We start from the raw sequence: 25,821 nt of genomic DNA on the forward strand, positions 1-25,821 counted from the left end.
ATGAGATGAAGGTATTGGTAATAGGTAGTGGTGGTAGAGAACATGCACTTATATATAAATTGGCTCAAAGTAAAAGAGTGTCTAAAATATACTGTGCACCAGGTAATGGAGGAACAGCTAGTATTGCTGAAAATGTGAATATATCACCTAAGGATATAGATTTACTTTTGAACTTTGCAATTACAAATAAAATAGATTTAACTGTTGTAGGACCAGAAGATCCACTAGTAGATGGAATTGCAGATGTGTTTGAGGAAAATGGATTGAGAGTGTTTGGACCTAAAAAAGAAGGTGCAATACTAGAAGGAAGCAAAATAGTAGCAAAGGAATTTATGGAAAAATATCAAATTCCAACTGCTAAGTATAGGGTTTATAAAACTAAAGAAGAAGCAATTGACGGACTTGATGAATTTAGTTATCCATTGGTAATAAAGGCAGATGGTTTGTGTTTGGGTAAGGGAGTTATAATATGCCAAAGTAAAGAAGAAGCAACAAAAGCAATTGAAGATATGATAGTTAGTAAAGTGTTTGGCTCTGCTGGAGAGACTATCATAATTGAAGAGTTTTTAACTGGTATAGAAATGTCTTTACTTTGCTTTGTTACTGAGGGAAAAATTGTTCCAATGGAAAGTGCTAGAGATTATAAGAAGATATTTGATGGAGATAAGGGACCAAATACAGGAGGAGTTGGATGTTTTTCTCCAAATCCAGTTTTAACTGAGGATTTGAAAAAGGAAATTGAGAGAGAAGTGCTTAGGAAAATAAGAAGAGGATTAGATGAAGAAAGCATTGACTATAGAGGCGTACTGTTTATTGGATTTATGCTTACGGAAGACGGTCCAAAAGTATTAGAATTCAATGTAAGATTTGGAGACCCTGAAACAGAAGTGGTACTTCCTCGTCTTGAAAATGACCTAGTAGACATATTCCAAAAGACAATTGATGGAACTCTTAGAGATGATGATTTAATTTGGTCTGATAAAAAATGTGTTACAGTAGTTGCAACATCTAAGGGTTATCCTATTGAATATCAAAAAGGTTTTAAGATAAGTGGTATAGAAAACTTAGATAAAAACATAATACTTTTCCACAATGGAACAAAGATAGTAGATGGTGAATTAGTAACAAATGGAGGAAGGGTACTTTCTGTAACTTGCCTTGGTGATACCATAGAAGAAGCTAGAAAATGTGCATATAAAAACATAGAAAAAATTAATTTTGAAGGTATTTGTTATAGAAAAGACATTGCAGATATTTAGGAGACATAAGTTTGTCTCCTTTTTTGTCGAAACTAAGAATATTAAAAAGCAAAACTATTTTAAAATTCTAAAAAGTATGTTAAACTAATTCGTGGATGATATATTAGGAAAAGAATGAATTTTTAGTTTTATGATTTATTTTTGGGGAATAATAATAGGGAATACATAGGGAATTATTATTAAACAAAGGTGAAATTTTTGAAATAAGGAGGAGTAAAAGTGAAAACTGATGTACAGATAGCTCAAGAAGGGAAAATGCTACCAATCGTAGAAGTAGCTGAAAAAATTGGACTTGAAGAAAATGATTTAGAGCTTTATGGTAAGTACAAAGCCAAGGTATCTCTAGATGTTTTAGAAAAGTTAAAGGATAAACCAGATGGTAAGTTAATATTGGTGACAGCAATTAACCCCACTCCTGCAGGGGAAGGAAAAACTACTGTCAACATAGGATTAAGTATGGGTCTTAATAAGATTGGGAAAACAGCCATATCTGCACTTAGAGAACCTTCACTAGGGCCTTGCTTTGGCGTTAAAGGTGGTGCAGCAGGTGGTGGATATGCACAAGTACTTCCTATGGAAGATATAAACTTACATTTTACAGGAGATTTACACGCAATTACAGCAGCTCACAATTTACTTTCAGCCTTAATAGACAATCATATACATCAAGGAAATCAATTGCAAATTGATTCAAGAAGGATTACTTGGAAAAGAGTTTTAGATATGAATGATAGAGCTTTAAGAAATATAGTGGTAGGTCTAGGTGGAAAGCCTAATGGAATGCCTAGAGAAGACGGTTTTGATATTACTGTAGCTTCAGAGATCATGGCTATATTATGTCTTGCTGATGATTTAATTGACTTGAAAGAAAGAATAGGAAACATTGTAATAGGTTATAACTTCAGTGGAGAAGCAGTTCATGCAAAAGACTTAGATGCAGAAGGTGCATTAGCATTATTACTTAAAGATGCAATAAAACCAAATTTAGTTCAAACTCTAGAAAATACTCCTGCTTTCATACATGGTGGACCTTTTGCAAATATTGCTCATGGTTGTAATAGTGTATTAGCTACAAAGATGGCTTTAAAATTAGCGGATTATACTGTTACAGAGGCAGGTTTTGGTGCGGACTTAGGAGCTGAAAAGTTCTTCGATATCAAATGTAGAATGGCAGGTTTAAAACCAGATGCAGCAGTAATTGTTGCTACTGTTAGAGCTTTAAAACATCATGGTGGAGTTTTAAAACAGGATTTAAATACAGAAAACTTGGAAGCATTAGAAAAAGGTTTTGCTAATCTTGAAAAACATATAGAAAATGTAAGAAAATACAATGTACCTGTAGTTGTAGCAATAAATGAGTTTCCAACTGACACTGAAAAAGAAGTTGAATTAGTATTTAATAAGTGTAAAGAGATTGGAGTAGAAGTAGTTCAAACTCAAGTATGGGCAAAAGGTGGTTTAGGTGGGGAAGAATTAGCAAAGAAAGTTGTAGAAGTAATAGAAAACGAACCTTCAGATTTCAAAGTTCTTTATGATGAAAATGATAGCATTAAAGATAAAATAACTAAGATTGCAAGAGAAGTTTATGGTGCTAAAGATGTAGACTTTACTCAAAAATGTATGAAGGATATAAAACAAATTGAAGCATTAGGATTGGATAAAATGCCTATTTGTATGGCAAAAACTCAATATTCACTATCTGATGATCCTAAGCTTTTAGGTAGACCAGAAGGATTTACTATTGAAGTAAGACAAATAAAGATTTCTGCTGGGGCTAGATTTTTAGTAGCATTAACTGGTGAAATAATGACAATGCCAGGTCTTCCAAAAGTACCAGCAGCAAATAGAATGGATATACTTGAAGATGGAGAAATAATAGGACTATTTTAGAAAAAAACTAGGAATCTTAATTGAGGTTCCTAGTTTTTCAATCTAAACATTGTGAATAAAAATTAATTAGTTTATTAGAAGGAATTTTTAATTATAAGTAGAATTAAATTGGTAAGGGAGGTGTTCTATAGTGAAATATGATTCTAAAATAAAAAATGAACAAGTGGATTCGTTTTTTAAAGCAATATTACAATTAAAAAATATGGAAGAGTGCTATCGTTTTTTTGAAGATATATGTACAATAAAAGAAATACAATCTATAGCCCAAAGACTTGAAGTTGCAAAGTTACTTAGAATGAATAAAACCTATAATGAAATTGAAGCTGAAACAGGGGCAAGTACAGCTACTATTAGTAGGATCAATAGGTCTTTAAACTATGGTGCTGATGGATATGATTTAGTGTTAGATAGGATGGGATATCCAAAAGCTGAATATGATAATAGATCGGACTGAGTCAGGGTCCTTTGACTCCTTGGGTATAAAAAAGTGATTAAGAAAATTTCTTAATCACTTTTTTTGTGGGCAATATTATTGATTTAGAGAATAAATACATAAGGTAAATAAGTATATATACATATAAAGGGGTAATATTTAAGCTATCTTATTTTAAAGGGAGATGATGGGATGTATGATGTTGCAATAATAGGGGCAGGCATAATAGGAACATTTATAGCTAGAGAACTTTCAAGATATAAACTTAGTATTGTACTTATAGAAAAGGAAAATGATATCTCAAATGGCTGTACAAAGGCAAATACGGGAATAGTTCATGCTGGTTATGATGCAAAACCAGGAACAAAGATGGCTACTTTTAATGTTAAGGGAAACCCAATGTTTGATAAGGTGTGTGAAGAATTAGATGTGCCATTTAAGAGAATAGGCTCTCTAGTAGTTGGATTTGATGAAGAAGATGAAAATACTATAAGAGAATTATATGAAAGAGGCAAAATAAACGGTGTACCAAATTTACAAATACTTGATAGAAAAAGAGTATTAGAAATGGAGCCTAATATTGGAGATGAGGTAATAGTAGCACTATATGCTCCTACAGCTGGAATTGTTGGTCCTTGGGAATTGGCCATAGCATTAGCTGAAAATGCAATAGATAATGGTGTAGAGTTATTTTTAAATAATGAGGTTAAAAATATAACTAAGATAGAAGAAGGTTTTATTATTGAGACTGTAGAAAGAATAGTAGAGGCTGAATGTGTAATAAATTGTGGGGGAATTTATTCAGATAAGATAAATAATATGGTGTCTGAGGAAAAGTATGTGGTAACTCCTAGAGCTGGTCAATACTATGTTTTGGATAAGAGTGTAGGAAAATTAACTAATACTACTATATTTGAATGTCCTAAACCTTATGGAAAGGGAGTTGTAGTTACTCCAACTGTTCATGGAAACATGATGATTGGGCCAGATAACAAAATCGTTTCAACAAAGGAATCTAAGGAAACTACTATGGAAGGACTAAGAGATGTAAAAGATACTGCAGGTAGAAGTGTGAAGGGAATACCTTTTAATAAGACTATTACAAATTTTACTGGACTCAGAAATGATCCTAGTACGGGGGATTTCATTATTGGAGAGGCAAGTGATGTGAAGGGATTTATAAATGTAGGAGGAATCAAGTCACCAGGACTTACATCTTCACCTGCAATTGCAGAGTATGTAGTTGAGTTAGTTGATAATGTATTTGATGGACTAATTAAAAAGGATGATTTCAATCCTAGAAGGAGAAAGATGACAAGATTTGAAGAATTATCAGAAGAGGAGAAGAATGAAATAATCAAAGAGAATCCTAGCTATGGAAGGATAATCTGTAGATGTGAAACTATTACGGAAGGAGAGATAGTAGACTCAATACACAGAAATGCTGGTGCTAGAACTGTTGATGGAGTTAAAAGGAGAGTAAGACCAGGTTCGGGAAGATGTCAAGGTGGATTTTGCTCTCCAAGAGTTATGGAAATATTGGCTAGAGAATTAAAAGTAGATGTAGTAGAGATAGTTAAAGATTCTAAAGATTCATATATACTTACAGGGCCAACCAAAGAAGTAGATGAAGTGGAAGGGGGTATAGAAAATGTACGAATATGATATTGTAATAATCGGAGGCGGTCCTGCAGGGTTGGCAGCAGCTATTGAAGCTAAGAAAAATGGAGTTTCAAATATTCTTATACTAGAAAGGGACAATGAACTAGGTGGAATTCTAAAACAGTGTATTCACAATGGATTTGGTTTAGATATATTTAAAGAACAATTGACAGGACCTCAATATGCAGAAAGATTTATTAATGAGTTGAAAAGTATGGGAATAGAATATAAGTTAGACACTATGGTTTTAGATATAGATGAAGAGCGGAAAATAAGTTATATAAATAAGCAAGACGGATTTGTGAACATAAAGGCAGTGGCTATTATATTGGCAATGGGCTGTAGAGAAAGACCAAGAGGAGCTATATCTATCCCAGGAACAAGGCCTTCAGGTATTTTCACTGCTGGAACTGCCCAAAGATTTATAAATATTGAAGGATATCAAGTAGGTAAGAAAGTAGTAATATTGGGCTCAGGAGATATTGGAATGATAATGGCTAGAAGGTTGGTATTAGAAGGTGCAGAAGTTAAGGCAGTAGTTGAGATAATGCCATATTCCAGTGGACTTACAAGAAATATTGTTCAATGTTTGCATGATTATGACATACCATTATATTTGAATCATACTGTGATTGAAATAAAGGGAAGAGATAGAATTGAAGGAGTAGTAGTAACAGAGGTAGATAAAAATAAGAAGCCTATTTCAGGAACAGAAACATATTATGAATGTGATACATTACTTCTTTCAATAGGGCTTATTCCAGAGAATGAACTTTCTACTAAGGCTAATGTAGAAATTGATCTTGTAACTAATGGACCAGTGGTAAATGAATCTATGGAGACAAGTGTTGAGGGGATATTTGCCTGTGGAAATGTAGTTCATGTTCATGATTTGGTAGACAATGTGACTAGGGAAAGCTATAAGGCAGGTAGATGTGCTAAAAGATATGTGAAAGGTGAGTTAGTATGTGGTGGTCAAGTGGTAAAAACAAAAGCTGGCGAAGGAATTAGATATATTGTACCTCAAGTGATAAGGGTAGAAAACTTAGATGAGCATATAAACTTACTTATGAGGGTTACGGATATTTACAAAAATGCAAAACTAGTTGTAAAGGGAAATGATATTGTACTAAAAGAGATAAATAAAATGCAGCTAACACCTGGTGAAATGGAAGAGATAGTGTTGGACTCTAAACTGCTGAAAGAAAACAATATTCGTGAACTAACAGTTTCGGTAGAAAGGCAGGTGGAGTAAGGTGGATGTATATGAAAAAATATGCATAGTATGTCCTAGAGGATGTAGACTTACCATAAAAAAGGATGAAAAAAGTCCAAGAGGTTATACAGTTGAAGGGAACACCTGCAAAAGAGGAGAAGATTATGGCATAAAGGAAGTAACTAATCCTACAAGAGTTCTAACAAGTACAGTAGTGCTTAAAAATAGCTCATTAAAAAGGCTTCCAGTAGTCACCAAGGGATATATACCAAAAGAGAAGATGTTTGAAGCTATGAAAGTTATAAACAAAGTAGTAGCCTATGCTCCAATAAACGAAGGAGACATAATAATAGAAAACCTCCTAGACACAGGAGTAAACCTAATAGCTGCAAGAAGTATTAGTGCCAGGTACTAACTTACAAACCTTTATGATAAAGAAAAGAGGCGAGTTTATATAAATGATTGATGATATATGCAATGGAATAATTAATTACATTCTATAATATTAGTATTAATGTATATATATATTAATAAAAAATTTAGACCAGCTAAATTATAACAAAATTAAGGACATATTAATAAATAAGGTGACAGAACACAATGATATGCCCCTTGTCAAGTAGACAGGTAAAATATCTAAAATAATTTTTATGAACTACCACATGACATCTAAGTTATGTGGTAGTTTTTATGCTGTCCATTTTTCTTTGTACTTCTCTATTCTCTTATTCGCAGATATAGGGTATTCTATAGGAGTTTTAATTGATAAAGCTTCTGTCCTAACTTCTAATGGCGTTTTACAGTTAAATCTGTCTTGTAATCTTTCCTCTGAGTAAAAACGCATGTAATCATTAATTGCATATCTTAGGGACTCTTCATCTGTAATTTCATACATTTGATACATTTCTGATTTAATTATTCCCCAGAATCCTTCTACCGGTCCATTATCAATACAGTGTCCTACTCTTGACATTGACTGTTTCATTTCTTGTTCTTTCAGTTTTCTTTGAAATACTTTACTTGTGTATTGAAATCCTCTATCGCTATGGAAGATTGGTTTTGCTAATGGATTATCTTTTATTGCTTTATCAAAGGTCTTAAATACTAATTTGTTATCGTTTCTACTACTTAATACATAGGCTACTGGATACCTATCATACAAATCAAGTATGGCGCTTAAGTAAATCTTTTTCTTTTCTCTTGGTACTTTAAATTCTGTAATGTCTGTTACCCATTTTTGATTTGGTTCTGTTGCATAAAAGTCTCTTTGTAATATGTTCTCTGCTATTGTTTCCGGCTTAACTGAAATGTATTTATTCTTCTTTTTTCGGATTACTGAGTGAATACCTAATTTTTGCATAATCCTATGGACTCTTTTTTTACTGTAATTAGTTTGATTGAAATGGTTAATCCAAGATGTCATTCTACGATATCCTAAAATATGATTAAATCTTTCATCATATTCTTTTATTAATCTTGCTAATTCAATATTTTCTAATTCTTGTTGAGGTACTTCTCTGTGGAGCCATTTGTAGTATGATGCTCTTGATATGTTAAGTACTTTACACATCCAATTAATACTCCATATTTTTGTTTCATAAAAGTATTTTATTGCTAGATACTTATTTTCGTTACGTTGTTTGCCAAGCCTCACATCCCTTCGAATTCTTTCACTTTTTTTAGCAGTTCTACCACCATATCTTTTTCTTCTAGTTTCTTTTTTAATCTAATATTCTCTCGACGTAATTTCTCTAATTCATCTAATTCTTCATCTTTTTTATGGTGTCCTCGTCTATCTATTAGCCCTTCTTCGCCTATATCATCATACTTTTTAACCCAAGAGTAAACTTGGCTGTATGAAACATCATAAAGGCTTGCTGCTTCTTTGTAATTACGATTATGTTCAATACAATATTTAACTATTTCTTTTCGCTCTTCTATAGTTGTTTTTCTTCTGGAATTTGCCATATATACCTCCCCTTTAGGATCATAATCCTTGAGTTCTATATTGGCATTATACCTTGAAATCCAACCACTTAAAACAGAACGACTTGAAATATTATATTTTGCTGTTATATCATTAACACTTCCTTCTCCGGATAATACAGCTTCTACGCACATTGTTTTAAATTCGGAAGTATATTTTTTATTTCCTGCTTTATTTTGAAAAGCTAAAATGCCATAAAGTTTATACTTGGAAACCCATGACTGTATTGTTTGCAGACCAATACTATATTTATTAGCTAAAAAAGGGAATGAGCCTAATCCATCAAGATATTCTTGAGATACTTTCGCTTTAAATTCAGGAGTATGTGGTGATTTTGCCATAAAAAACCTCCATAAGTAGTTTTGGTTATTTACCTTGTCTACTTATGGAGTATCATATCACAATCTGTCACCTTATTGTTGCCATTTCATGTATTTGTTTTCAAGTAGTGCAATTAGTTGATACATAATGGCAGATATTACTGCAAGTATAAATACACTCATCATAACTAAGTCTAGTTTAAATACTTGCCCTCCATAGACTATCAAGTATCCAATTCCTGCTTTAGATACTAGAAATTCACCAACTATTACTCCTACCCATGAAAGACCTATATTTACCTTTAAAGTGCTTATGATAGTGGGAATATTAGAAGGTAGCACTACTTTTTTTAATATTTGAAATTTAGTAGCACCAAATGTTTGTAATAGCCTAATTTTATCTTCGTCAACATTAGTAAAACCAATATATACATTCATAATGGTAATAACTATGGAAACTGTAATAGCTGTGACTATGATTCCTGAATATCCAGCACCTACCCACAATATGACTATAGGGGCTAAAGCTGTTTTAGGAAGGCTATTTAATACTACCAAATAAGGATCTAATACTTTTGCTAGAAAATCTGACCACCATAGAATTATTGCAATTATTACCCCTAATATAGTACCTGCTAAAAAGCCTATTACTGTTTCAAACACCGAAATACCTACGTGATAAAACAAACCTCCATTTTTTGTGTAGTTCAAAAACAATTTCCAAATTTCAGATGGATAACTTGTTAGAAAAGTATCTACACGTCCAAATCGAGCTAATATTTCCCATAGAATTAACCAAATTACCAATATCAAAATTTGTGTTATAAATATGGCTTTTTTTCGATGCTTAACTTTCTTTATATATTGTTCGTGTTCTGTAGATGTATTCTTATACATGGACATCTAGCTCCTTCCATATCTTATTGAAATAATGTCTAAACTCTGGAGCTTCCCTACACTTCATAGGAGTTCTAATATCTTCTGGACAACTAAGTTCAATTGAAATAATATCCTTTATAGTTCCAGGTCTTTTTGACAAAACCACTACTCTATCTGCCATGGAAATAGCTTCTGCAATATCATGAGTAACCATTAGAGCAGTTTTTTTCTCTTTTTTAAGGATTACTCCTATTTCATCTGCAATTGCTAGTCTTGTTTGATAGTCAAGTGCAGAAAAAGGCTCGTCTAATAAGAGTAAATCTGGTTTTATGACTAGTGTCCTGATTAGTGCTACCCTTTGTCTCATACCACCAGAGAGTTGTCTAGGAAAGCTGTTTTTAAATTCGCCTAATCCATAGGTTTCAAGAAGTTCCTCTGCGTATTTTAAGCTATCTTCATTTACTTTTCCCTGTATTTCTAATCCAATCAAGACGTTTTGAAGAATATTTCTCCATTCAAAAAGGTGATCTCTTTGAAACATATATCCAATATCACTAGCTGTTTTTGTTGCTTTTTTTCCATTTATCAAAACTTCTCCCTTTGTCGGTTTAATGAGTCCAGCAATTATTGAGAGAAGAGTAGATTTTCCACAACCGCTAGGACCTACTAGTGTCACTATTTCACCTTTATATATATCAAGATTTACATCTTTGATAGCCTCTGTTTCACCTTTCAAGGTATGATAGTTCATACATATATTTTTTATTTCAACTACTTTTTTCTTCTCCACAGGCCCTCCTCCTTTTGCAAAAATATGGTTAATTTATCATATTCAAATCAACAATTATGTGTGAATAATAAAAGCTTATGTTATAATTAAGTTTGGAATAATATTAAGGAGGTTCGAAAATTGCATCAATACAAGGGAAGATTAATAGTGCATACTGGTTCAATGTTTTCAGGTAAAACTTCAAGTTTAGAAAAAGACATTAAAAGGTTTAAAATAGCAGGGTATAACACATTAGCTTTTAAACCTTTAGTTGATAATAGATATTCAAAAAATGAAATTGTAACTCATGATTTGACTTATGTTAGTGCAATATTAGTAAATGATATTAATGAAATCAAAGAATATTGTGAAGAGATAAAACCAGATGTTATAGCGATAGATGAAGTTCAATTTTTAGGAGGAAATCCAGAAGAGATAATTAAAGGGATAAAAGGATTTTTAGAAAAAAATTTGACAGTAGTTGTTGCAGGTCTTGATATGGACTATACTGGTAAGCCTTTTGAAATAGTAAAAGAACTTATGCCAATATCAGATTATCTATATAAACACCATGCAGTATGTGCAAAATGTGGTACAGATGCTTGGGTAAGTCATAGAAAATCAGAAGATGAGGAAAGAATAGTAATAGGTGCTTCTGATGAATATGAACCTTTGTGTAGGAAATGCTTTTTAGAAGAAAAGAAAGAAAAACAGGAGTGATAAAATGACAAAGTATTTAAGATTTGAGTCTTCGATCAATCCAATATATGATGAAAGTGAAAAGGATTTATGCTTACTATACAATAATGGAAAAATAATAGTAGATTCAAGGGATCAAGAGATTAAATTATTAAGAGGAAAAGATTTAAGACAATTGAATGCAAATTTACAACATATAGATTGTATAGGAGCTTTTGATGGAGCTAATTGTTACAAGGCAGAAGTAAAAGATGATGTTAAATTACCTAATGGATATATGGAATATGATTTGAAGCCTTTAACATTTTTATTAGAAGAAGAGGCTTTTCTAATGGCAGCTAAAGGGCTATTGTTACTTAACTGGGAAAAGACTCATAAATACTGTGGTGTTTGTGGATATCCAATGGAAAAGAAAAAAAGCGATACTGAAAGAGCTCTTATTTGTCCTGCTTGTGGGTTTACCACTTGGCCTAGAACATCTCCTGCTATAATTGTAGCAGTTACCAAAGGAGATAAGTTACTTCTAGCACATAACAAAAATTTCCCTGATGGAATGTATAGCGTAATAGCTGGATTTGTAGAACTTGGAGAAACTTTTGAGCAATGTGTAAGAAGAGAAGTGTTTGAGGAAGTAGGAATAAAAATAGACAATATAAAATACTTTGGAAGTCAACCTTGGCCTTTTCCAAATTCAATGATGATTGCTTATACTGCTGAATATGCAGGCGGGGATATAAAAGAAGATAATGATGAAATAATCCATGCTGATTGGTTTAGTAAAGAAGAAATCCCTGGTATGTATAAAGAATCTAAAAGCATAGGTACAGAATTAATAAAATGGTTTATTAAAACTAACCAGTAGGGGCGACCAAAGGTCGCCCGCTTCTATTTAGAATAAATATTTAAATCCCCTGAAGTTGTTCCGATGTCTATTTTATTTTTTCCTGAGCCAACGGTTCCTACGAGAGTGTTTTTTTGTTTTTCTTCTACAGTTATAGGGAAATTACATCTTAGTTCTCCTGAAACAGTTTTGGCATCAAGTTGAAAATCTGAACTTTTAGGTAGTATTAATTTTAAATCTCCTGAAACAGTCTTTGCACTAATATCGTTGTTATAATCCTTATATGAAATTTCGATATCACCGGAAGTTGTATTTAACTGCATATCACCAATGGCATCTTTTACTTCAATATCTCCAGAAGTAGAATTAAATACAAACTCATCAGATGATATATTTAAAGAGTCCAAATCTCCAGAAGTGGTATTCACAACTGCATTTTTAAATTTCAAGTCATTTAGATCAATATCTCCTGAAACAGTGCTTATATTTAAATCATTAAAATCCATTTTAGATATATCAATATCTCCAGAAGTAGATACAATATTAATATTATTGCTATAGTTTTTAGGAACATAAATATCTAATTTCAAATCAGAATAGTTAACACTAAATGGTTTTATCAATTTGTCATTTTTTGCATATATATAGAGTGTATTCCCAGATATTTTTGTTTTAAGTTTAGGAATATGGTTTGAATTTATTTTGCCAATATAATTAATTTTTACATCACTGCGATCATCTGGGATGAAGTTTACATCAACAAAGGAAGTTTCTACAACTATATCTTTTACATCTGTTATATTTTCGCTTTTGCTTGTATTGATATTTTCACAATCCCCATTCCATGAAAAATCATCATATTCATCTGGATCCACTTCTTCTCCGTTTACATATACTCCCTTTGGTGAAATATCTACAACTTCACCTCCGTCATTTACATATACCCCACTAGGACTGATTTTCACTTCGGTACCATCTTCATCTTTCACATGTATACCGCTAAAACCTATTTTTACTTGTGAGCCATCTGCATCTATATTTAGTCCTTTAAAATCTTTGCCACTGTGATTATTCCACTTGTTCCTGTGATTAATATTTAATCCTAATTGTTGCCCAGATAAATTGTATGAAAGAAAAGCAATACCAAAAGCAACAAGAGTTATACCCGCCAAAATGGCAACTAGTTTTTTTACGTTCATAAAAACCCCTCCTATTTTTTAATAATATCAACATTCCACTTAAGATAACTTATAGTACCTTTGTAGAGTAGTTTTGTAAAATAGATACATGCAATAAAGAACAAAGCTCCTAAAGCGGTAAGCCCTATTCCAAAGGAAATAGATGTAATAGAGTTAACGCCAAAAGTCACTTGATAAGAGGAAAATGGAACAAACATTGTACCAAATATTGCACTTATTCCTCCAGCAACAAAACCTATGGATAGACCGTATAATCCAATGAGTAAACCTACAATGGCAATAAAAGGACCTAGAACAATTATAAAATTGAAAATACCAAGTGCCATTGCAGAAAAAACAGCTTTAAGAATATTTTTTGTAGATGGATTTTGTTCAGCTTCATCAATTTTTGATGACACATTGTACATTTTTGCAATGTTTCTAGGATCTCCTAATTCCCTTGCTATTTCTTCTTCTGTTTTCTCTTTGGATAATCCAATTTGGAAATGTTCTTCATAGTCATAGATGATATCTTCTAATTCATCTGGTGGAAGCTTCTTTAAATAAGTCCTTAAGCTTTGAATATACTCAGCTTTAGTCATCATATTCCCTCCTAACAATTGTATTAACCCCTTGAATAAAATGGTTCCATTCAGTAACTAGTTCTTCATAAGCTTTTTTGCCTTCTTCAGTTATTTCATAATACTTTCTTGGAGGACCTTCCTGAGATTCTTTTAAATAAGTTGTTACATATCCATCTTTTTTTAGTCTTCGTAAAAGGGGATATATAGTACCTTCAGATATATCTATATATCTAGATATATACTCTACCAGCTCATAGCCATAATAGTCTCTTCTAAGAAGCATTGAAAGAACACAAAGCTCTAAAACTCCTTTTTTAAATTGTATATTCATTGATTTTCTCCTTTTCACTGGTATATTAACTACATTATATACTACGCTACCTTTTTATGCAAGGTACTGAATTAAAAATATATGCTTTAAAAAAGACAGGGGAAATGTTCCACCCTGTCTTTGAAAGCATCAGAAATTCAAACCTTCTTTATGGAATCCTACACTTAAGGCTATACCAATACATATCATATTCATAAGCAAGAATGTACCACCATAACTCATAAATGGAAGTGGTATACCTGTAATTGGCATAAGACCAATGGTCATACCGATATTTTCCCATATATGAACTGCTAACATAGCAGTTATTCCTGAAATCATAACAGAACCAAAGGTATCCTTTGTATTTCTTGCAATCCTTATCAGTCTATAGAACATAATGAAATATAGTGATAGAAGAAGTAGTCCACCCATAAGGCCCAGTTCCTCACCTACAACAGCAAAAATCATATCTGTTTGCTTTTCGGGGATAAATCCAAATTGGGTTTGTACACCTTTAAACAATCCTCTTCCAAATATTTTTCCAGAACCTATAGCGATTTTTACTTGACTCGCTTGATAACCTGCATTTGTAGTATCGTGTTCTGGGTCTAAAAACACGAATATTCTATTTTTCTGAAAATCATCTAGTGAAAACCAAAGTATAGGCAAACTTATAATACCAAGTATGATTGCATATCCAAAGTATTTAAGTTTAAGTCCTGCTGCAAATAACATGACCATTACGAAAAACACAAATACAACTGCTGTTCCAAAGTCTGGTTGAAGAAGTATTAGTCCTATAGGTACTGCTGCAAATAATAATATTTTTAGTAGTACAAAGGGTTCATTGATACTATTCTTATTTTTATCAATAAACTGTGAAAGAGATATTATTAGTCCTACTTTAACAAATTCTGCAGGTTGAAAAGTAATACCTCCTATAGATAACCAACTTCGAGAACCCCAGTTTTTACCACCAGCTCCAGTGCTTGTTCCAAATATCAGTACAGCTACTAACAATAGATTGCATATTATATAAATTGGCATATAGAATTTTCCCAATAACTTATAGTCTATTGCAGTAAGGAATATAATAGCTATAATGCCTAAAATCATAGAGATTCCTTGAACTTTAACAAAACGAGGATTTTCAAAGCTAGCTGTTGCACTTGTTATCATTAAAAGTCCATATATACAAAGTAGTATTACGGTTATAAACAGTGCAAAATCAAATTTTTTAAGAATTTTTTTTCTAAATGTCAACATTTGTATGACTCCTTTAATTGTTTTCAATTGTAATTATATCATAATTAATGTAAAGAAATAATATTTATTTTGAATGTAACTAGCTACTTCCAAATATTATTGTAGTCAAAGTTTTCTATGGCCTTTATTGTTTTATCTTGAAAATCAGGGTATTTATTTTCTATTTCTTTCAATATTTCATGAATTTCACTTCTTTTATTTAAATTGTCTTGAGGACAAACTTTATCTTTACCTAAAGGCAAATTTTCATCTTTTACAATTTTGTCAATAATATCTTCATCTATATAAATAAGAGGTCTTATTAATTTTAAATCATGTTTTTCATTATAAATATTTGGCTTAAATGTTTCGAGCTTTCCTGTATATATAAGGTTTAGTAGAAATGTTGTAGTTACATCTGTTTTGTGATGACCATAGGCAATTTTGTTTATATCATTTTGTTTAGCTATTCTAGCCAAAGCTCCTCTCTTCATCTTAGAACAAAGGTAACAGGGGCTTTTACTTTGGTCAAATATTTTGTCAACAATATCAATGGATTCATATATAAAAGTTACATTGTTTTCTTTGCAAAAGAGCTCTACATCTTGCATATTAATACCGATACCTATATCTATATGAACACCTATTAAGTCAAAGTCTAAATAAGAAAATTTTCTTAACAGTATAAGAGAGTACAATAGAAATATACTATCTTTTCCACCAGATAGTCCAACTAGTATTCTATCATTGTTTTCTATCATATGATATTTTTCTACTGCATTTCTTATATCATTCAAGAAAAGTTTATTGTACCACTTTTTCATAATTTAACCTCCATTTTTCTTCTATATACTTCTTACTAAATGATATAATAAATATAATGAAAATAAAAGGAAGATGCACATGAAATTAAAACAATTTATTGTAGAAGTAGCAAGAAAAGTAGGAATAGATATTATAGGTTTTACAGATTGTAATATATTGGATAATATAGAGGATTATCTATTGGAAAGAATTGAAGACAATAGGATAACTGAATTTGAAGAAAGAGATATAAAAAAGAGGATAGATCCTAAAAAGGTATTTCCTGATTGTAATAGTATTATTGTATTAGGTATTTCTTATAATGTTGATTTCAATGAATACCCAAGTTATAAACTCAAAGGGAAAATTTCAAAGTCATCTTGGGGAGAAGATTATCATAGAGTAGTAAAAGACAAGATGGATAAACTTGTATATGAAATAGAAAAAGTAGTTGATTTTAAATATTTGTCTTTTGTAGACACAGGACCACTTGTAGATAGGGAATTGGCAATGAAGGCTGGTGTAGGCTGGTATGGAAAGAATTGCTCAATTATCAATGATGAGTATGGTTCATTTATTTTTATAGGATATATATTGACTGATTTAGAAATAGAAAGTGACAATTCTATACAGAGTAAGTGCGGGAATTGTGAAAGATGTCTAAAAGCTTGCCCTACAGGAGCATTAGAAGGAGCATATAAGTTTAATCCGAAAAAATGTATTTCTTATCTTACCCAAACAAAAGAAAGAATACCATATGAATTACGGGAAAAAATGGGTATTAGTATATATGGTTGTGATGTTTGTCAACTTGCCTGCCCTAAAAATAGCGAAGCAATAAAAAGTAAGTCAAAGGAATTTATTCCTAAGGTCACAAAGGGATTTGTTGATATAGAGGAAATGCTTGAAATGTCAAATAGTGAATTCAAAGAAAAATATGGGTCTATGGCAGGGAGTTGGAGAGGGAAAAATGTTCTAAAGAGGAATTGTTTGATAGCTTTGGGAAATATGAAAAATAAACATAATATTCCACTATTAAAAAAGGTGTTATTAGATTCTAGTCCGATGGTGAGAGAATATGCGGCTTGGGCTATACTTAAAACTGATTATAATATAGGCGTTAAAGCAGTAGCAGAGGTTATAAAAGTGGAAAAAGATATAGATGTAAAAGAAGAAATGCAAAGATTGTTAAAATATTTTCACAAAAAAATATTCAATGTTTCATAAAAATTCCTTATTATATGATATACTATATTTGAACAATTTTTAACTTTTTCTCAAATCTAAATTAGGAGGGAAAAACATGGGAAATGTACATGAATTAAATTATTTAAAAGAAAAAATACAAGGTTTAAAGGATGATGGAGTTTATAGAAAACTTCCTGTTTTAAATGGTGCAAATGAAGCTGAAGTTATACTAAATGGAAAGAATGTTATAAACTTATCATCAAACAACTATTTGGGATTCGCAAATCACCCAAGACTAAAGAAAGCTGCTATTGAAGCAGTAGAAAAATATGGTGTTGGTTCAGGTGCTGTTAGAACTATCGTTGGAAACATGGACATCCATGAAAACTTAGAAAAAGTACTTTCAGAGTTTAAACGTGAAGAAGCAGCATTTATCTATCAATCAGGATTTAATTGTAATGCTGGAACTATCCAAGCTATAACAGAAAAGGGAGATTTAATAATTTCTGATGAACTAAATCACGCTTCTATTATAGATGGAACAAGACTTTCTAAAGCTGACAAAGCTATATTTAAACATGCTGATATGGATAGTCTTGAAAGTGTACTTAAAGAAAATAGAGATAAATACAGAAATATACTTATCATCACTGATGGTGTATTCAGTATGGATGGAGATATTGCAAAATTACCTGAGATAGTAGAATTAGCTGAAAAATATGAAGCTATGACATATGTTGACGATGCTCATGGTTCAGGAGTACTTGGAGAAAGTGGAAGAGGTACAGTTGACCACTTTGGACTACATGGAAGAGTTGACTTCTCAATTGGTACATTATCAAAAGCAATAGGTGTTGTTGGTGGTTATGTAGCAGGAAGCCAAACAATGTATGAATGGTTAAATCATAGAGCTAGACCAGTACTATTCAGTACTTCACTTCCTCCAGCAGCAGTTGGAGCTATAACAGAAGCTCTTACAATGCTTATGGAATCAACTGAATATACTGATAGACTATGGGACAATGCAAAATACTTTAAAGCTAAACTTGGTACATTAGGATTTAACACAGGACATAGTGAAACTCCAATAACTCCAGTAATAATTGGAGATGAAGCAAAGACTATGGAATTCAGTAGAAAGTTACTTGAAAATGGAGTTTTCGTATCAGCTATAGTATTCCCAACAGTACCAAGAGGAACAGGAAGAGTTAGATGTATGGTAACAGCAGCTCATACAAAAGAACAATTAGACAGAGCAGTAGCTGCATTTGAAAAAGTAGGAAAAGAAATGAACATATTAAAATAATACAAGGAGGGGGTTGTTCCCCCTCTTAATTAATACATATAGGTAATATATGAGGTGGTATTATGATTATAGGTGCTTGTACAATTAAACTTTTGATATACGAATCAAATTCATTAAAAGAAAAAAGACATGTTATAAAAAGCATAATAGGAAAGATTCAATCTAGATTCAATGTCTCTATTGCTGAAGTAGATTTAAACGATAGCTGGAAGACTTCCGTTATAGGTTTTGCATGTGTTACAAATGATACATCTCATGCCAATCAAATGGTATCAAATGTCATAAAGTTTATTGACAAGGATAGCAGAGTTGAAATTGTAGATTATAGTATTGAAATATTGTAGGTGATAATGTGAAAAAAACGCTTAAGAAAAGTGAGATAAGTGAAGTTTTAAAAATTCTTGAAGAAGTTTATCCAGATGCAAAGGCTGAATTGAATTTTTCTAATCCCTTTGAACTTTTGATTGCCACTATTCTATCTGCTCAATGTACGGATGTTAGAGTTAATAAAGTAACCAAAGAGCTTTTTAAAGAATATAAAACTCCTGAGGATTACTTAAATTTATCTCAAGAGGAATTAGGAGAGAAAATAAGAAGTTGTGGGTTTTACAATAACAAAAGCAAAAATATTTTAGGTACATGTGAAGCTTTAGTAAGTAATTACGATGGACAAGTTCCTAATACAAGAGAAGAACTGATTAAGCTTCCGGGAGTAGGTAGAAAAACTGCAAATGTAGTACTTAGTAATGCTTTTTCTGTAGATGCAATAGCTGTTGATACTCATGTTTTTAGGGTGTCAAATAGAATAGGTTTATCTAGTAGTGGAAATGTATTAGATACGGAAAAAGATTTAATGAAAAATATTGAAAAATCTATGTGGTCAAAAGCACATCATCTGTTAATATTTCATGGGAGACGAATTTGCAAAGCTAGAAAACCAAAATGTGAAATTTGCCCAATAATCAAATATTGCATATATTACGAAGAAAACTTACAATAAAAAGGTAGGACAATTATGTTAAATGAAGATATAAAAGAGAGGGTATGTATATGGAAATTTCAAATAGAGTTATTAAAGAACCAGAAAAGTTAATATTTTCATTAGACATAGGGACTAGGACAGTAATAGGAATAGTTGGTGAATATGATGATGGGAACTTTAAAATAATTGAAAGTACTATAAAAGAGCACAATAAGAGAAATATGTATGATGGACAAATTCATGATATAGAAGGAGTAACCAAAGTAGTAAAAGAAGTAAAAGAAGAACTAGAAGAAAAATTAGGAATAACTCTGAAAAAAGTCGCTATTGCAGCAGCAGGTAGAGCATTAAAGACTAGTAGAGTAAAGATAGATAAGGAAATTGACATAACAACTGAGATAACTAGACAAATGATTGAAGCTCTTGAACTTGAAGCAGTGCAGAAAGCGGAAGAAGCTTTAGATGTAGAAAAAACTGGAAAGGATTTCAGATACTATTGCATTGGGTATAGTGTAGTTAACTATTATTTAGATGAAAGTTTCATAGAAAATCTTGAAGGCCATAAGGGTGAAAAAATGTCTGTAGACCTTTTAGCTACATTTTTACCTCAAATAGTAGTAGATAGCTTATATGCTGTAGTAAGCAGAGCAGGACTTCAAGTAGCAAATATAACTTTAGAGCCTATTGCTGCTATAAATGTTGCTATCAAACAAAATTTACGACTTTTAAATTTGGCATTAGTAGACATAGGAGCTGGTACATCAGATATTGCTATAACCAAAGATGGAACTATTGTTGCATATGCTATGACTTCAACAGCAGGAGATGAGTTAACAGAATCACTAGCTAAAAACTTCCTATTAGATTTTGATTCTAGTGAAAAATTAAAGGTAAGTTTAAATAGTGAAGAAATTCATGAATTTCAAGATATAGTGGGTATTGAACATAGTATGAGTACTGATGAAATTGTTTCAAGTATAGAAGATGTAATAGATAATTTAGCCAAAGAAATAAGCGAAAAAATCATAGAGTATAATGGAAAAGCTCCAAGTGCAGTATTTTTAATAGGAGGAAGTAGTCAAATTCCTAGACTAAATGAATACATTGCAAACTATTTGGGTCTTCCAAAAGAAAGAGTAGCTATAAGAGATGTATCACATATTGAGAATATATTTGGAATAACAGATGAGCTTAAAGGGCCAGATATAGTTACTCCTATTGGTATTGCAATGGAAGGAGTAAATAACAAATATAAAAATTTTTTAGATATATATGTTAATGGCGAAGAGTTAAAAGTATTTAATACAGATTTGGTAAAAGTAGCAGATATCCTTGTCCTTATTGGATATAATCCACGAAAATTAATCCCTGAAAAAGGTGAAGATTTTATTTATTATGTAAATGGGAAGAAGGAAATTGTTAGTGGAGAATTAGGTAAGCCTGCTGAAATATATGTAAATGGTGAGCTAGGAAGTATAAATACTAAGTTAAATGATAGGGATTATTTAGAAATTAGAGAAGGAACAAAAGGCAATAAAAATATACCATATCTTTATGATTGTGTTCCATTTGAAAAGATGGTAATCTTAGATAATGAAGAAATACAGTTAATATTTGATATAAAAGTAAATGGGATGAGAACCAATGACAATATAAGACTTAAAAATGGGGACAAAATAGAATATAATGAGATTGAAGATGTGTATGATTTGATTAGCTATTTAAAATTAGATAAAAACAAATATTCTCTATATAAAAATGAGGAACAATTGGATTTAAATTATATTCTTAACAATGGAGATGTACTTGAAATAAAGGCCTTAGCTAATAAAAAATCCGAAAAAAACAATATAAGATTAATCATAAATGGTGAAGAAAAAATCATTTATCATAATAAGGAGAAATTTATATTTGTCGATATATTTAATTACATTGATTTTGATATTACAAAAGCTAAAGGAAAACTTATATTGAAATTAAATGGAAGAGATGCTGAATATATGGAACAATTAAACCATGGAGATGAGATAGATATTTATTGGGAGAACTGATTAGTTTAAGGCAAAGTACAATAATACATGAATTAAAGGGTGGAGAAAAAGTATGAGAGAAAAAAGACAAAGCAAAAATAATAATAAAAAAATAAAATTTTTCATATTGTACATTGCCATAATAATTATATTATTAGGTATAGGTTTTTATGGATTTTTTTCTGTTCTCAATAGAGATACTATATACGAAGATGTCAAAATTGAAAGTTTTAATGTAAGTAATATGACTAAACAAGAAGCTTTAAATGTTATAAAAGATCAATTAGAAGGAGAGCTTTCCCAAAAACAAATGAGATTAAGCTATGGTGATTTTTCTTATGATGTTGGGATAAAAGAACTAGGGTATCATTATAGCTATGATGAAGCAATAGAAGAAGCATATAGTATAGGAAGAAGTGGAAGCATAATAAATAGAATTAAAACTATAATGAATACTACAAAATATGGAAAGACAATTAAGTTAAAAACAGGCTATGATAGTAATTTAATAGATGATTTAGTTATGAAAATCTCTGATGATATAAATCTTTTAAGTAAAGAAGCACAATTTAATTTTAATGGTGGAAGAATGTCGGTAACACAAGATGTAGTAGGAAGAAAAGTAGATACTGCATTATTGAAAAAGCTAATAGAAGAAAATATAGAGGTATTGGAAGATATTCAAATTCCAGTTGAAGAAATAAAGCCTACTATGACAAAGGCACAATTGAGTAGGATAAATGGAATAATTGGTCAATTTTCAACATCCTTTAAAACTAGTTCAGCTGATAGAAAGGAAAATATTAGAGTTTCTGCAAGGGCTTTAGATGGAAAATTAGTTTTGCCTGGAGAAACAGTTTCTTTTAATGATACAACAGGCCCTAGAACTAAAGCAAAAGGATATAAAGAGGCAAATGTCATCATAGGGGGAGAATTCATTCCTGGTGTTGGTGGTGGGGTATGTCAGATGTCAACTACATTGTACAATGCATTGGTTAGAGCAGATTTGACAATTGTTCAAAGATCTCCTCATTCAATACCATCTACTTATGTTCCCTATGGCCAAGATGCGGCAGTTTCTTATGGACATTTGGACTTGAAGTTTAGAAATGATTTTGATTTTCCGATATATATTCATACATTAACTAAAAACGATCAGGTATTTGTTTATATATATGGAGATGTAAACACAAAGAATTATACTGTAAAGTTAGATTCTGAAATAGTAGAGACTATAAAACCTAAAGACGAAATAATTAAAGACAATACTTTAAAACCGGGAGAGAAAGTTCTACATCAATCTGGTAGGACTGGTTACAAGGTTAAAACTTATAAATCAATAGTTAAAGGCGGCAAGGTTGTTAAAAGAGATTTGCTTAATTCTGATTTTTATAAACCTCGTAATTCTATTTATAAAGTGGGACCAGATTTACCAGCTAATGTAGAAGATGAAAATGTAAACCCAGTTGATGCAGAAGAGGAATAGAATATGGAGGAGCAAAATGAGGGAAGTTAGTGAGTTGTATGAAAAAAAGATTAAATGCCCAGTTTGTAAAGAGCAATTTAAAACAAATAAAGTGAGAACTTCAACACTTAAGTTAGTAAAAAGAGATGCAGATTTTTTATCATATTATCAAGGAGAAAATCCGTTGTTTTATAATGTTTTTGTTTGTCCTAACTGTGGATATGCAGCATTAGAGAACAAATTTAGTAAGATAAGACCTAGAGAGGTTGATACGATAAAAAACACTATTTCTCCTAAATGGAATAAAAGAGATTTTTTAGGCAAAAGAACTGTTGATGATGCTATCGAAGCATATAAACTAGCACTGCTTTCTGGACAAATACTAGAATACAATAAGTATGATTTAGCAAATATATGTATTAGATTGTCCTGGTTAAATAGGATGAAAGATGACAAAGATGAAGAAGAACGATTCACTTCTTTAGCAAGGGATCTATATAAAGAAGCATATACAAATGAATCAGTTAATATGGGAGTAACCACATTAGCTTATCTAATTGGAGAACTCTCTAGGAAAGTTGGAGAAAAAGAAGAAGCTATAAATTGGTTCAATACTGCGTTAAGGAGCCCAGATATCAAAGAAAATGTTGCCCTTGAAAAAATGGTTAGAGAACAGTGGCAAGCTGTTAAAGAAGGGTAATCAACAATAAACAAATGGAGGAATGAATATGAAAAACTTTAGAAACAAAAAAGTCTTATTATTGTTATTAGCACTAGTATTGACACTAACTGTTTTCACTGGATGTGGAAATAATAAGACAGAAGAAAATTTAGATAGCAAAGGAGAAAAGGTAGAAGAAGAAGCTAAAAATTCTAATTATCCAATGGAAGTAGAAGACCAATTTGGCAATACTGTAACCTTTGAAAAGATGCCTGAATCAATAGTTTCATTAGCACCAAGTCATACAGAAATCCTTTTTAGTTTAGGATTAGAAGACAAAATTGTTGGTGTTACTGAATTTTGTGATTATCCAGAGGAAGCAAAAACTAAAGAAAAGGTTGGTAGTTTTACAGGAGTAAATATTGAGAAAATAATTGAGTTGAATCCAGACTTAGTAGTTGAATATGGCCCTGGTGATGAAGAAGTAAATAAAAGTTTAAGAGAAGCTGGAATCAATGTATTGTGTTATGAACCTGAATCAATAGATTCAGTAATAGATGTAATAGAAAAGCTTGGAGAAATTACTGATACAACAGGTCAAGCTGAAACTGTAGTAAATGAAATGAATAATAAAAAAGAAGAAATAGTAAATAAGGTTAAAGATAGTGAAAAAGTAAAGGTGTTCTATGAAATATGGCATGATCCACTTATGGCAGCAGGCCCTGGTTCTTTTATGGATGAACTTATAAATTTAGCTGGTGGAGAAAATATTGCTGCTGATGCAGAAGGGGATTATCCTCAATTTGACCTTGAGCAGTTAATTGAAAGAGATCCAGAAGTATATTTAGCTGCTGAAGATAGTGAAGAAAAGACAGTTGAATCAATTAAAACTAGACCTGGTTTTGAAAATATAAGTGCTGTGAAAAACGGAAAGGTATATTTATTAGAGCCAAATATAGTATCAAGACCTGGACCAAGGATTGTAGAAGCATTAGAAATGGTTGCTAAAGCTATACATCCAGAGTTATTTAAATAATAAGTAGGGATATCATGGGGTTTAAAAAAGTTAATACAAAGTACAATACCAGTATTTTCATATTGTTTATTTGCTTGTTTTTTTTCATTGTTTTATTTTCAACAATGGGAACTGCAAATATTAAGATAATTGATACATTAAAAATAATAGCTTCAAAAATGCCTTTTATAGGGAAAAAAGTAGATGTTAGTAATATATCAGATTCTTATAAGACAATTATCATAAATATAAGATTACCAAGGGTATTATTAGGAGTAATAGTAGGGGCAAGTCTTGCAAGTGCAGGAGCTGCTTTTCAAGGTATGTTTAAGAATCCTATGGCTGATCCATATGTAATTGGTATATCTTCTGGAGCAGCCCTAGGGGCTTCTATTGCTATAATATTAGGTATGAGAAGTACGATATTTGGGCTATCTCCTGTGTCTGTATTTGCATTTATAGGTTCTCTTTTAACTGTATTTACAGTTTACTATATTTCAAAAGTTAAAAATAGAGTTCCAGTAACTACATTATTACTTTCTGGTATAGCTATAGGACAGTTTTTAACGGCAATAATGTCTTTTTTAATGGTTATTTATACAAAGGATATGGAGAAAATCATATTTTGGACATTGGGAAGTTTGGCTGGAAAAGGCTGGGAACCTCTTATAAGAATTTCTCTTCCAACAATAATAACGATTATTGTTTTGAACTTTTTTGCTAGAGATTTAAATGTTATATTAACAGGAGAAGAATCAGCTAGAAGTCTTGGAGTTAATGTAGAGAGAATTAAAATCTATATATTGCTTTTATCTTCTTTCATGACATCGATGGTAGTATCAGTAAGTGGAATAATAGGATTTGTAGGCCTTATAATACCTCATATAGTTAGACTTATAGTGGGGCCTGATCATAGAATATTACTTCCTTCATCAGCTTTAGTGGGTGGAATATTTATGATTTTTGCTGATACAATTGCAAGAACTATTATTTCCCCAATAGAAGTTCCAGTTGGCATTATTACAGCCTTGTTTGGAGGACCCTTTTTCATATATCTACTAAGAAAGAAAAAGAAGGAAATTTGAAATAGGAGTG

General features: G+C 31.4%; 26 protein-coding genes. 17 read left to right on the plus strand and 9 right to left on the minus strand.

The window, feature by feature from the left end; translation table 11 throughout:
• The first annotated feature begins 5 nt into the window (after window positions 1-5).
• The 6 genes from purD (at window position 6) to BQ9840_RS11740 (ending at window position 6,875) form a co-directional block, all read left to right on the plus strand.
• Window positions 6-1,259 carry a phosphoribosylamine--glycine ligase gene (gene purD, locus BQ9840_RS11715; RefSeq protein ID WP_077369945.1) on the plus strand — a complete coding sequence of 418 codons (1,254 nt, stop codon included), beginning with the start codon at window positions 6-8 and terminating at the stop codon, window positions 1,257-1,259.
• A gap of 219 nt (window positions 1,260-1,478) precedes the next feature.
• On the plus strand, window positions 1,479-3,149 hold the full coding sequence (locus BQ9840_RS11720) for a formate--tetrahydrofolate ligase (RefSeq protein WP_077369946.1): 1,671 nt from the start codon (window positions 1,479-1,481) through the stop codon (window positions 3,147-3,149).
• A 130-nt stretch (window positions 3,150-3,279) separates the two neighbouring features.
• A complete protein-coding gene (locus tag BQ9840_RS11725) occupies window positions 3,280-3,603 on the plus strand; it encodes a YerC/YecD family TrpR-related protein (protein WP_077369947.1) in 324 nt (107 codons plus the stop codon).
• Between the two features lie 171 nt (window positions 3,604-3,774).
• Window positions 3,775-5,247 (plus strand): NAD(P)/FAD-dependent oxidoreductase, encoded by a 1,473-nt coding sequence (locus tag BQ9840_RS11730; RefSeq protein WP_077369948.1) that lies wholly within the window; start codon window positions 3,775-3,777, stop codon window positions 5,245-5,247.
• A complete protein-coding gene (locus tag BQ9840_RS11735; RefSeq protein ID WP_077369949.1) occupies window positions 5,234-6,499 on the plus strand; it encodes an NAD(P)/FAD-dependent oxidoreductase in 1,266 nt (421 codons plus the stop codon). Before BQ9840_RS11730 ends, BQ9840_RS11735 begins: the two co-directional genes overlap by 14 nt.
• 1 nt (window position 6,500) lies before the next feature.
• Complete coding sequence (locus BQ9840_RS11740) at window positions 6,501-6,875, plus strand: DUF1667 domain-containing protein (RefSeq protein ID WP_077369950.1); 375 nt, start codon at window positions 6,501-6,503, stop codon at window positions 6,873-6,875.
• A gap of 273 nt (window positions 6,876-7,148) precedes the next feature.
• On the opposite strand, the gene BQ9840_RS11745 is transcribed toward BQ9840_RS11740, so the two are convergent.
• The 4 genes from BQ9840_RS11745 to BQ9840_RS11760 form a co-directional block, all read right to left on the minus strand.
• A complete protein-coding gene (locus BQ9840_RS11745) occupies window positions 7,149-8,114 on the minus strand; it encodes an IS3 family transposase (RefSeq protein ID WP_077368205.1) in 966 nt (321 codons plus the stop codon).
• Entirely contained in the window at window positions 8,111-8,788 is a 678-nt protein-coding gene (locus BQ9840_RS12915; RefSeq protein ID WP_077368208.1) for a helix-turn-helix domain-containing protein, read from the minus strand. The genes BQ9840_RS11745 and BQ9840_RS12915 overlap by 4 nt, the downstream gene beginning before the upstream one ends.
• A 72-nt stretch (window positions 8,789-8,860) precedes the next feature.
• Window positions 8,861-9,664, minus strand: coding sequence for an ABC transporter permease (locus BQ9840_RS11755; protein WP_200804932.1), 804 nt, complete (start codon window positions 9,662-9,664; stop codon window positions 8,861-8,863).
• Entirely contained in the window at window positions 9,657-10,436 is a 780-nt protein-coding gene (locus BQ9840_RS11760) for an ABC transporter ATP-binding protein (RefSeq protein WP_234978655.1), read from the minus strand. Before BQ9840_RS11760 ends, BQ9840_RS11755 begins: the two co-directional genes overlap by 8 nt.
• A gap of 120 nt (window positions 10,437-10,556) precedes the next feature.
• Here BQ9840_RS11760 and BQ9840_RS11765 point away from each other — a divergent pair, with 120 nt between their 5' ends.
• Together BQ9840_RS11765 and nudC are read left to right on the plus strand one after the other, a co-directional pair.
• Window positions 10,557-11,135 carry a thymidine kinase gene (locus BQ9840_RS11765; RefSeq protein ID WP_077369952.1) on the plus strand — a complete coding sequence of 193 codons (579 nt, stop codon included), beginning with the start codon at window positions 10,557-10,559 and terminating at the stop codon, window positions 11,133-11,135.
• Between the two features lie 4 nt (window positions 11,136-11,139).
• Window positions 11,140-11,976: an NAD(+) diphosphatase gene (gene nudC, locus BQ9840_RS11770; RefSeq protein WP_077369953.1), complete on the plus strand. Its 837-nt coding sequence runs from the start codon at window positions 11,140-11,142 to the stop codon at window positions 11,974-11,976.
• 23 nt (window positions 11,977-11,999) lie between these two features.
• Here nudC and BQ9840_RS11775 read toward each other — a convergent pair whose 3' ends face one another.
• The 5 genes from BQ9840_RS11775 to BQ9840_RS11795 form a co-directional block, all read right to left on the minus strand.
• Window positions 12,000-13,154 (minus strand): DUF4097 domain-containing protein, encoded by a 1,155-nt coding sequence (locus tag BQ9840_RS11775; RefSeq protein WP_077369954.1) that lies wholly within the window; start codon window positions 13,152-13,154, stop codon window positions 12,000-12,002.
• 11 nt (window positions 13,155-13,165) lie between these two features.
• A complete protein-coding gene (locus tag BQ9840_RS11780) occupies window positions 13,166-13,735 on the minus strand; it encodes an HAAS signaling domain-containing protein (protein WP_234978656.1) in 570 nt (189 codons plus the stop codon).
• Window positions 13,728-14,048, minus strand: coding sequence for a PadR family transcriptional regulator (locus BQ9840_RS11785; RefSeq protein WP_077369956.1), 321 nt, complete (start codon window positions 14,046-14,048; stop codon window positions 13,728-13,730). The genes BQ9840_RS11780 and BQ9840_RS11785 overlap by 8 nt, the downstream gene beginning before the upstream one ends.
• 129 nt (window positions 14,049-14,177) lie before the next feature.
• Window positions 14,178-15,296: a rod shape-determining protein RodA gene (rodA, locus tag BQ9840_RS11790; RefSeq protein WP_077369957.1), complete on the minus strand. Its 1,119-nt coding sequence runs from the start codon at window positions 15,294-15,296 to the stop codon at window positions 14,178-14,180.
• Between the two features lie 83 nt (window positions 15,297-15,379).
• Window positions 15,380-16,099: a tRNA lysidine(34) synthetase gene (locus BQ9840_RS11795; RefSeq protein ID WP_077369958.1), complete on the minus strand. Its 720-nt coding sequence runs from the start codon at window positions 16,097-16,099 to the stop codon at window positions 15,380-15,382.
• Window positions 16,100-16,178: 79 nt separating this feature from the next.
• Between BQ9840_RS11795 and queG the strand changes: the two genes are divergently transcribed.
• From queG to BQ9840_RS11840, 9 genes are all read left to right on the plus strand, one after another.
• Window positions 16,179-17,306, plus strand: a complete 1,128-nt coding sequence (queG, locus tag BQ9840_RS11800) for a tRNA epoxyqueuosine(34) reductase QueG (protein WP_077369959.1) — start codon at window positions 16,179-16,181, stop codon at window positions 17,304-17,306.
• A 76-nt stretch (window positions 17,307-17,382) separates the two neighbouring features.
• Window positions 17,383-18,573 carry a glycine C-acetyltransferase gene (locus BQ9840_RS11805; RefSeq protein ID WP_077369960.1) on the plus strand — a complete coding sequence of 397 codons (1,191 nt, stop codon included), beginning with the start codon at window positions 17,383-17,385 and terminating at the stop codon, window positions 18,571-18,573.
• A gap of 62 nt (window positions 18,574-18,635) precedes the next feature.
• Window positions 18,636-18,917 (plus strand): DUF503 domain-containing protein, encoded by a 282-nt coding sequence (locus tag BQ9840_RS11810; RefSeq protein ID WP_077369961.1) that lies wholly within the window; start codon window positions 18,636-18,638, stop codon window positions 18,915-18,917.
• Between the two features lie 8 nt (window positions 18,918-18,925).
• On the plus strand, window positions 18,926-19,573 hold the full coding sequence (nth, locus tag BQ9840_RS11815) for an endonuclease III (protein WP_077369962.1): 648 nt from the start codon (window positions 18,926-18,928) through the stop codon (window positions 19,571-19,573).
• A 50-nt stretch (window positions 19,574-19,623) separates the two neighbouring features.
• A complete protein-coding gene (locus tag BQ9840_RS11820) occupies window positions 19,624-21,606 on the plus strand; it encodes a cell division protein FtsA (RefSeq protein WP_077369963.1) in 1,983 nt (660 codons plus the stop codon).
• A 52-nt stretch (window positions 21,607-21,658) separates the two neighbouring features.
• On the plus strand, window positions 21,659-23,071 hold the full coding sequence (locus BQ9840_RS11825; protein ID WP_077369964.1) for a VanW family protein: 1,413 nt from the start codon (window positions 21,659-21,661) through the stop codon (window positions 23,069-23,071).
• A 16-nt stretch (window positions 23,072-23,087) separates the two neighbouring features.
• Window positions 23,088-23,750 carry a DUF2225 domain-containing protein gene (locus BQ9840_RS11830; protein ID WP_077369965.1) on the plus strand — a complete coding sequence of 221 codons (663 nt, stop codon included), beginning with the start codon at window positions 23,088-23,090 and terminating at the stop codon, window positions 23,748-23,750.
• Window positions 23,751-23,778: 28 nt separating this feature from the next.
• Entirely contained in the window at window positions 23,779-24,747 is a 969-nt protein-coding gene (locus BQ9840_RS11835) for an ABC transporter substrate-binding protein (protein WP_077369966.1), read from the plus strand.
• Between the two features lie 14 nt (window positions 24,748-24,761).
• Window positions 24,762-25,811, plus strand: a complete 1,050-nt coding sequence (locus BQ9840_RS11840; RefSeq protein WP_077369967.1) for a FecCD family ABC transporter permease — start codon at window positions 24,762-24,764, stop codon at window positions 25,809-25,811.
• Window positions 25,812-25,821: the final 10 nt, after the last annotated feature.

The organism is Anaerosalibacter sp. Marseille-P3206, assembly GCF_900155565.1.
Taxonomy (GTDB): Bacteria; Bacillota; Clostridia; order Tissierellales; family Sporanaerobacteraceae; genus FUHM01.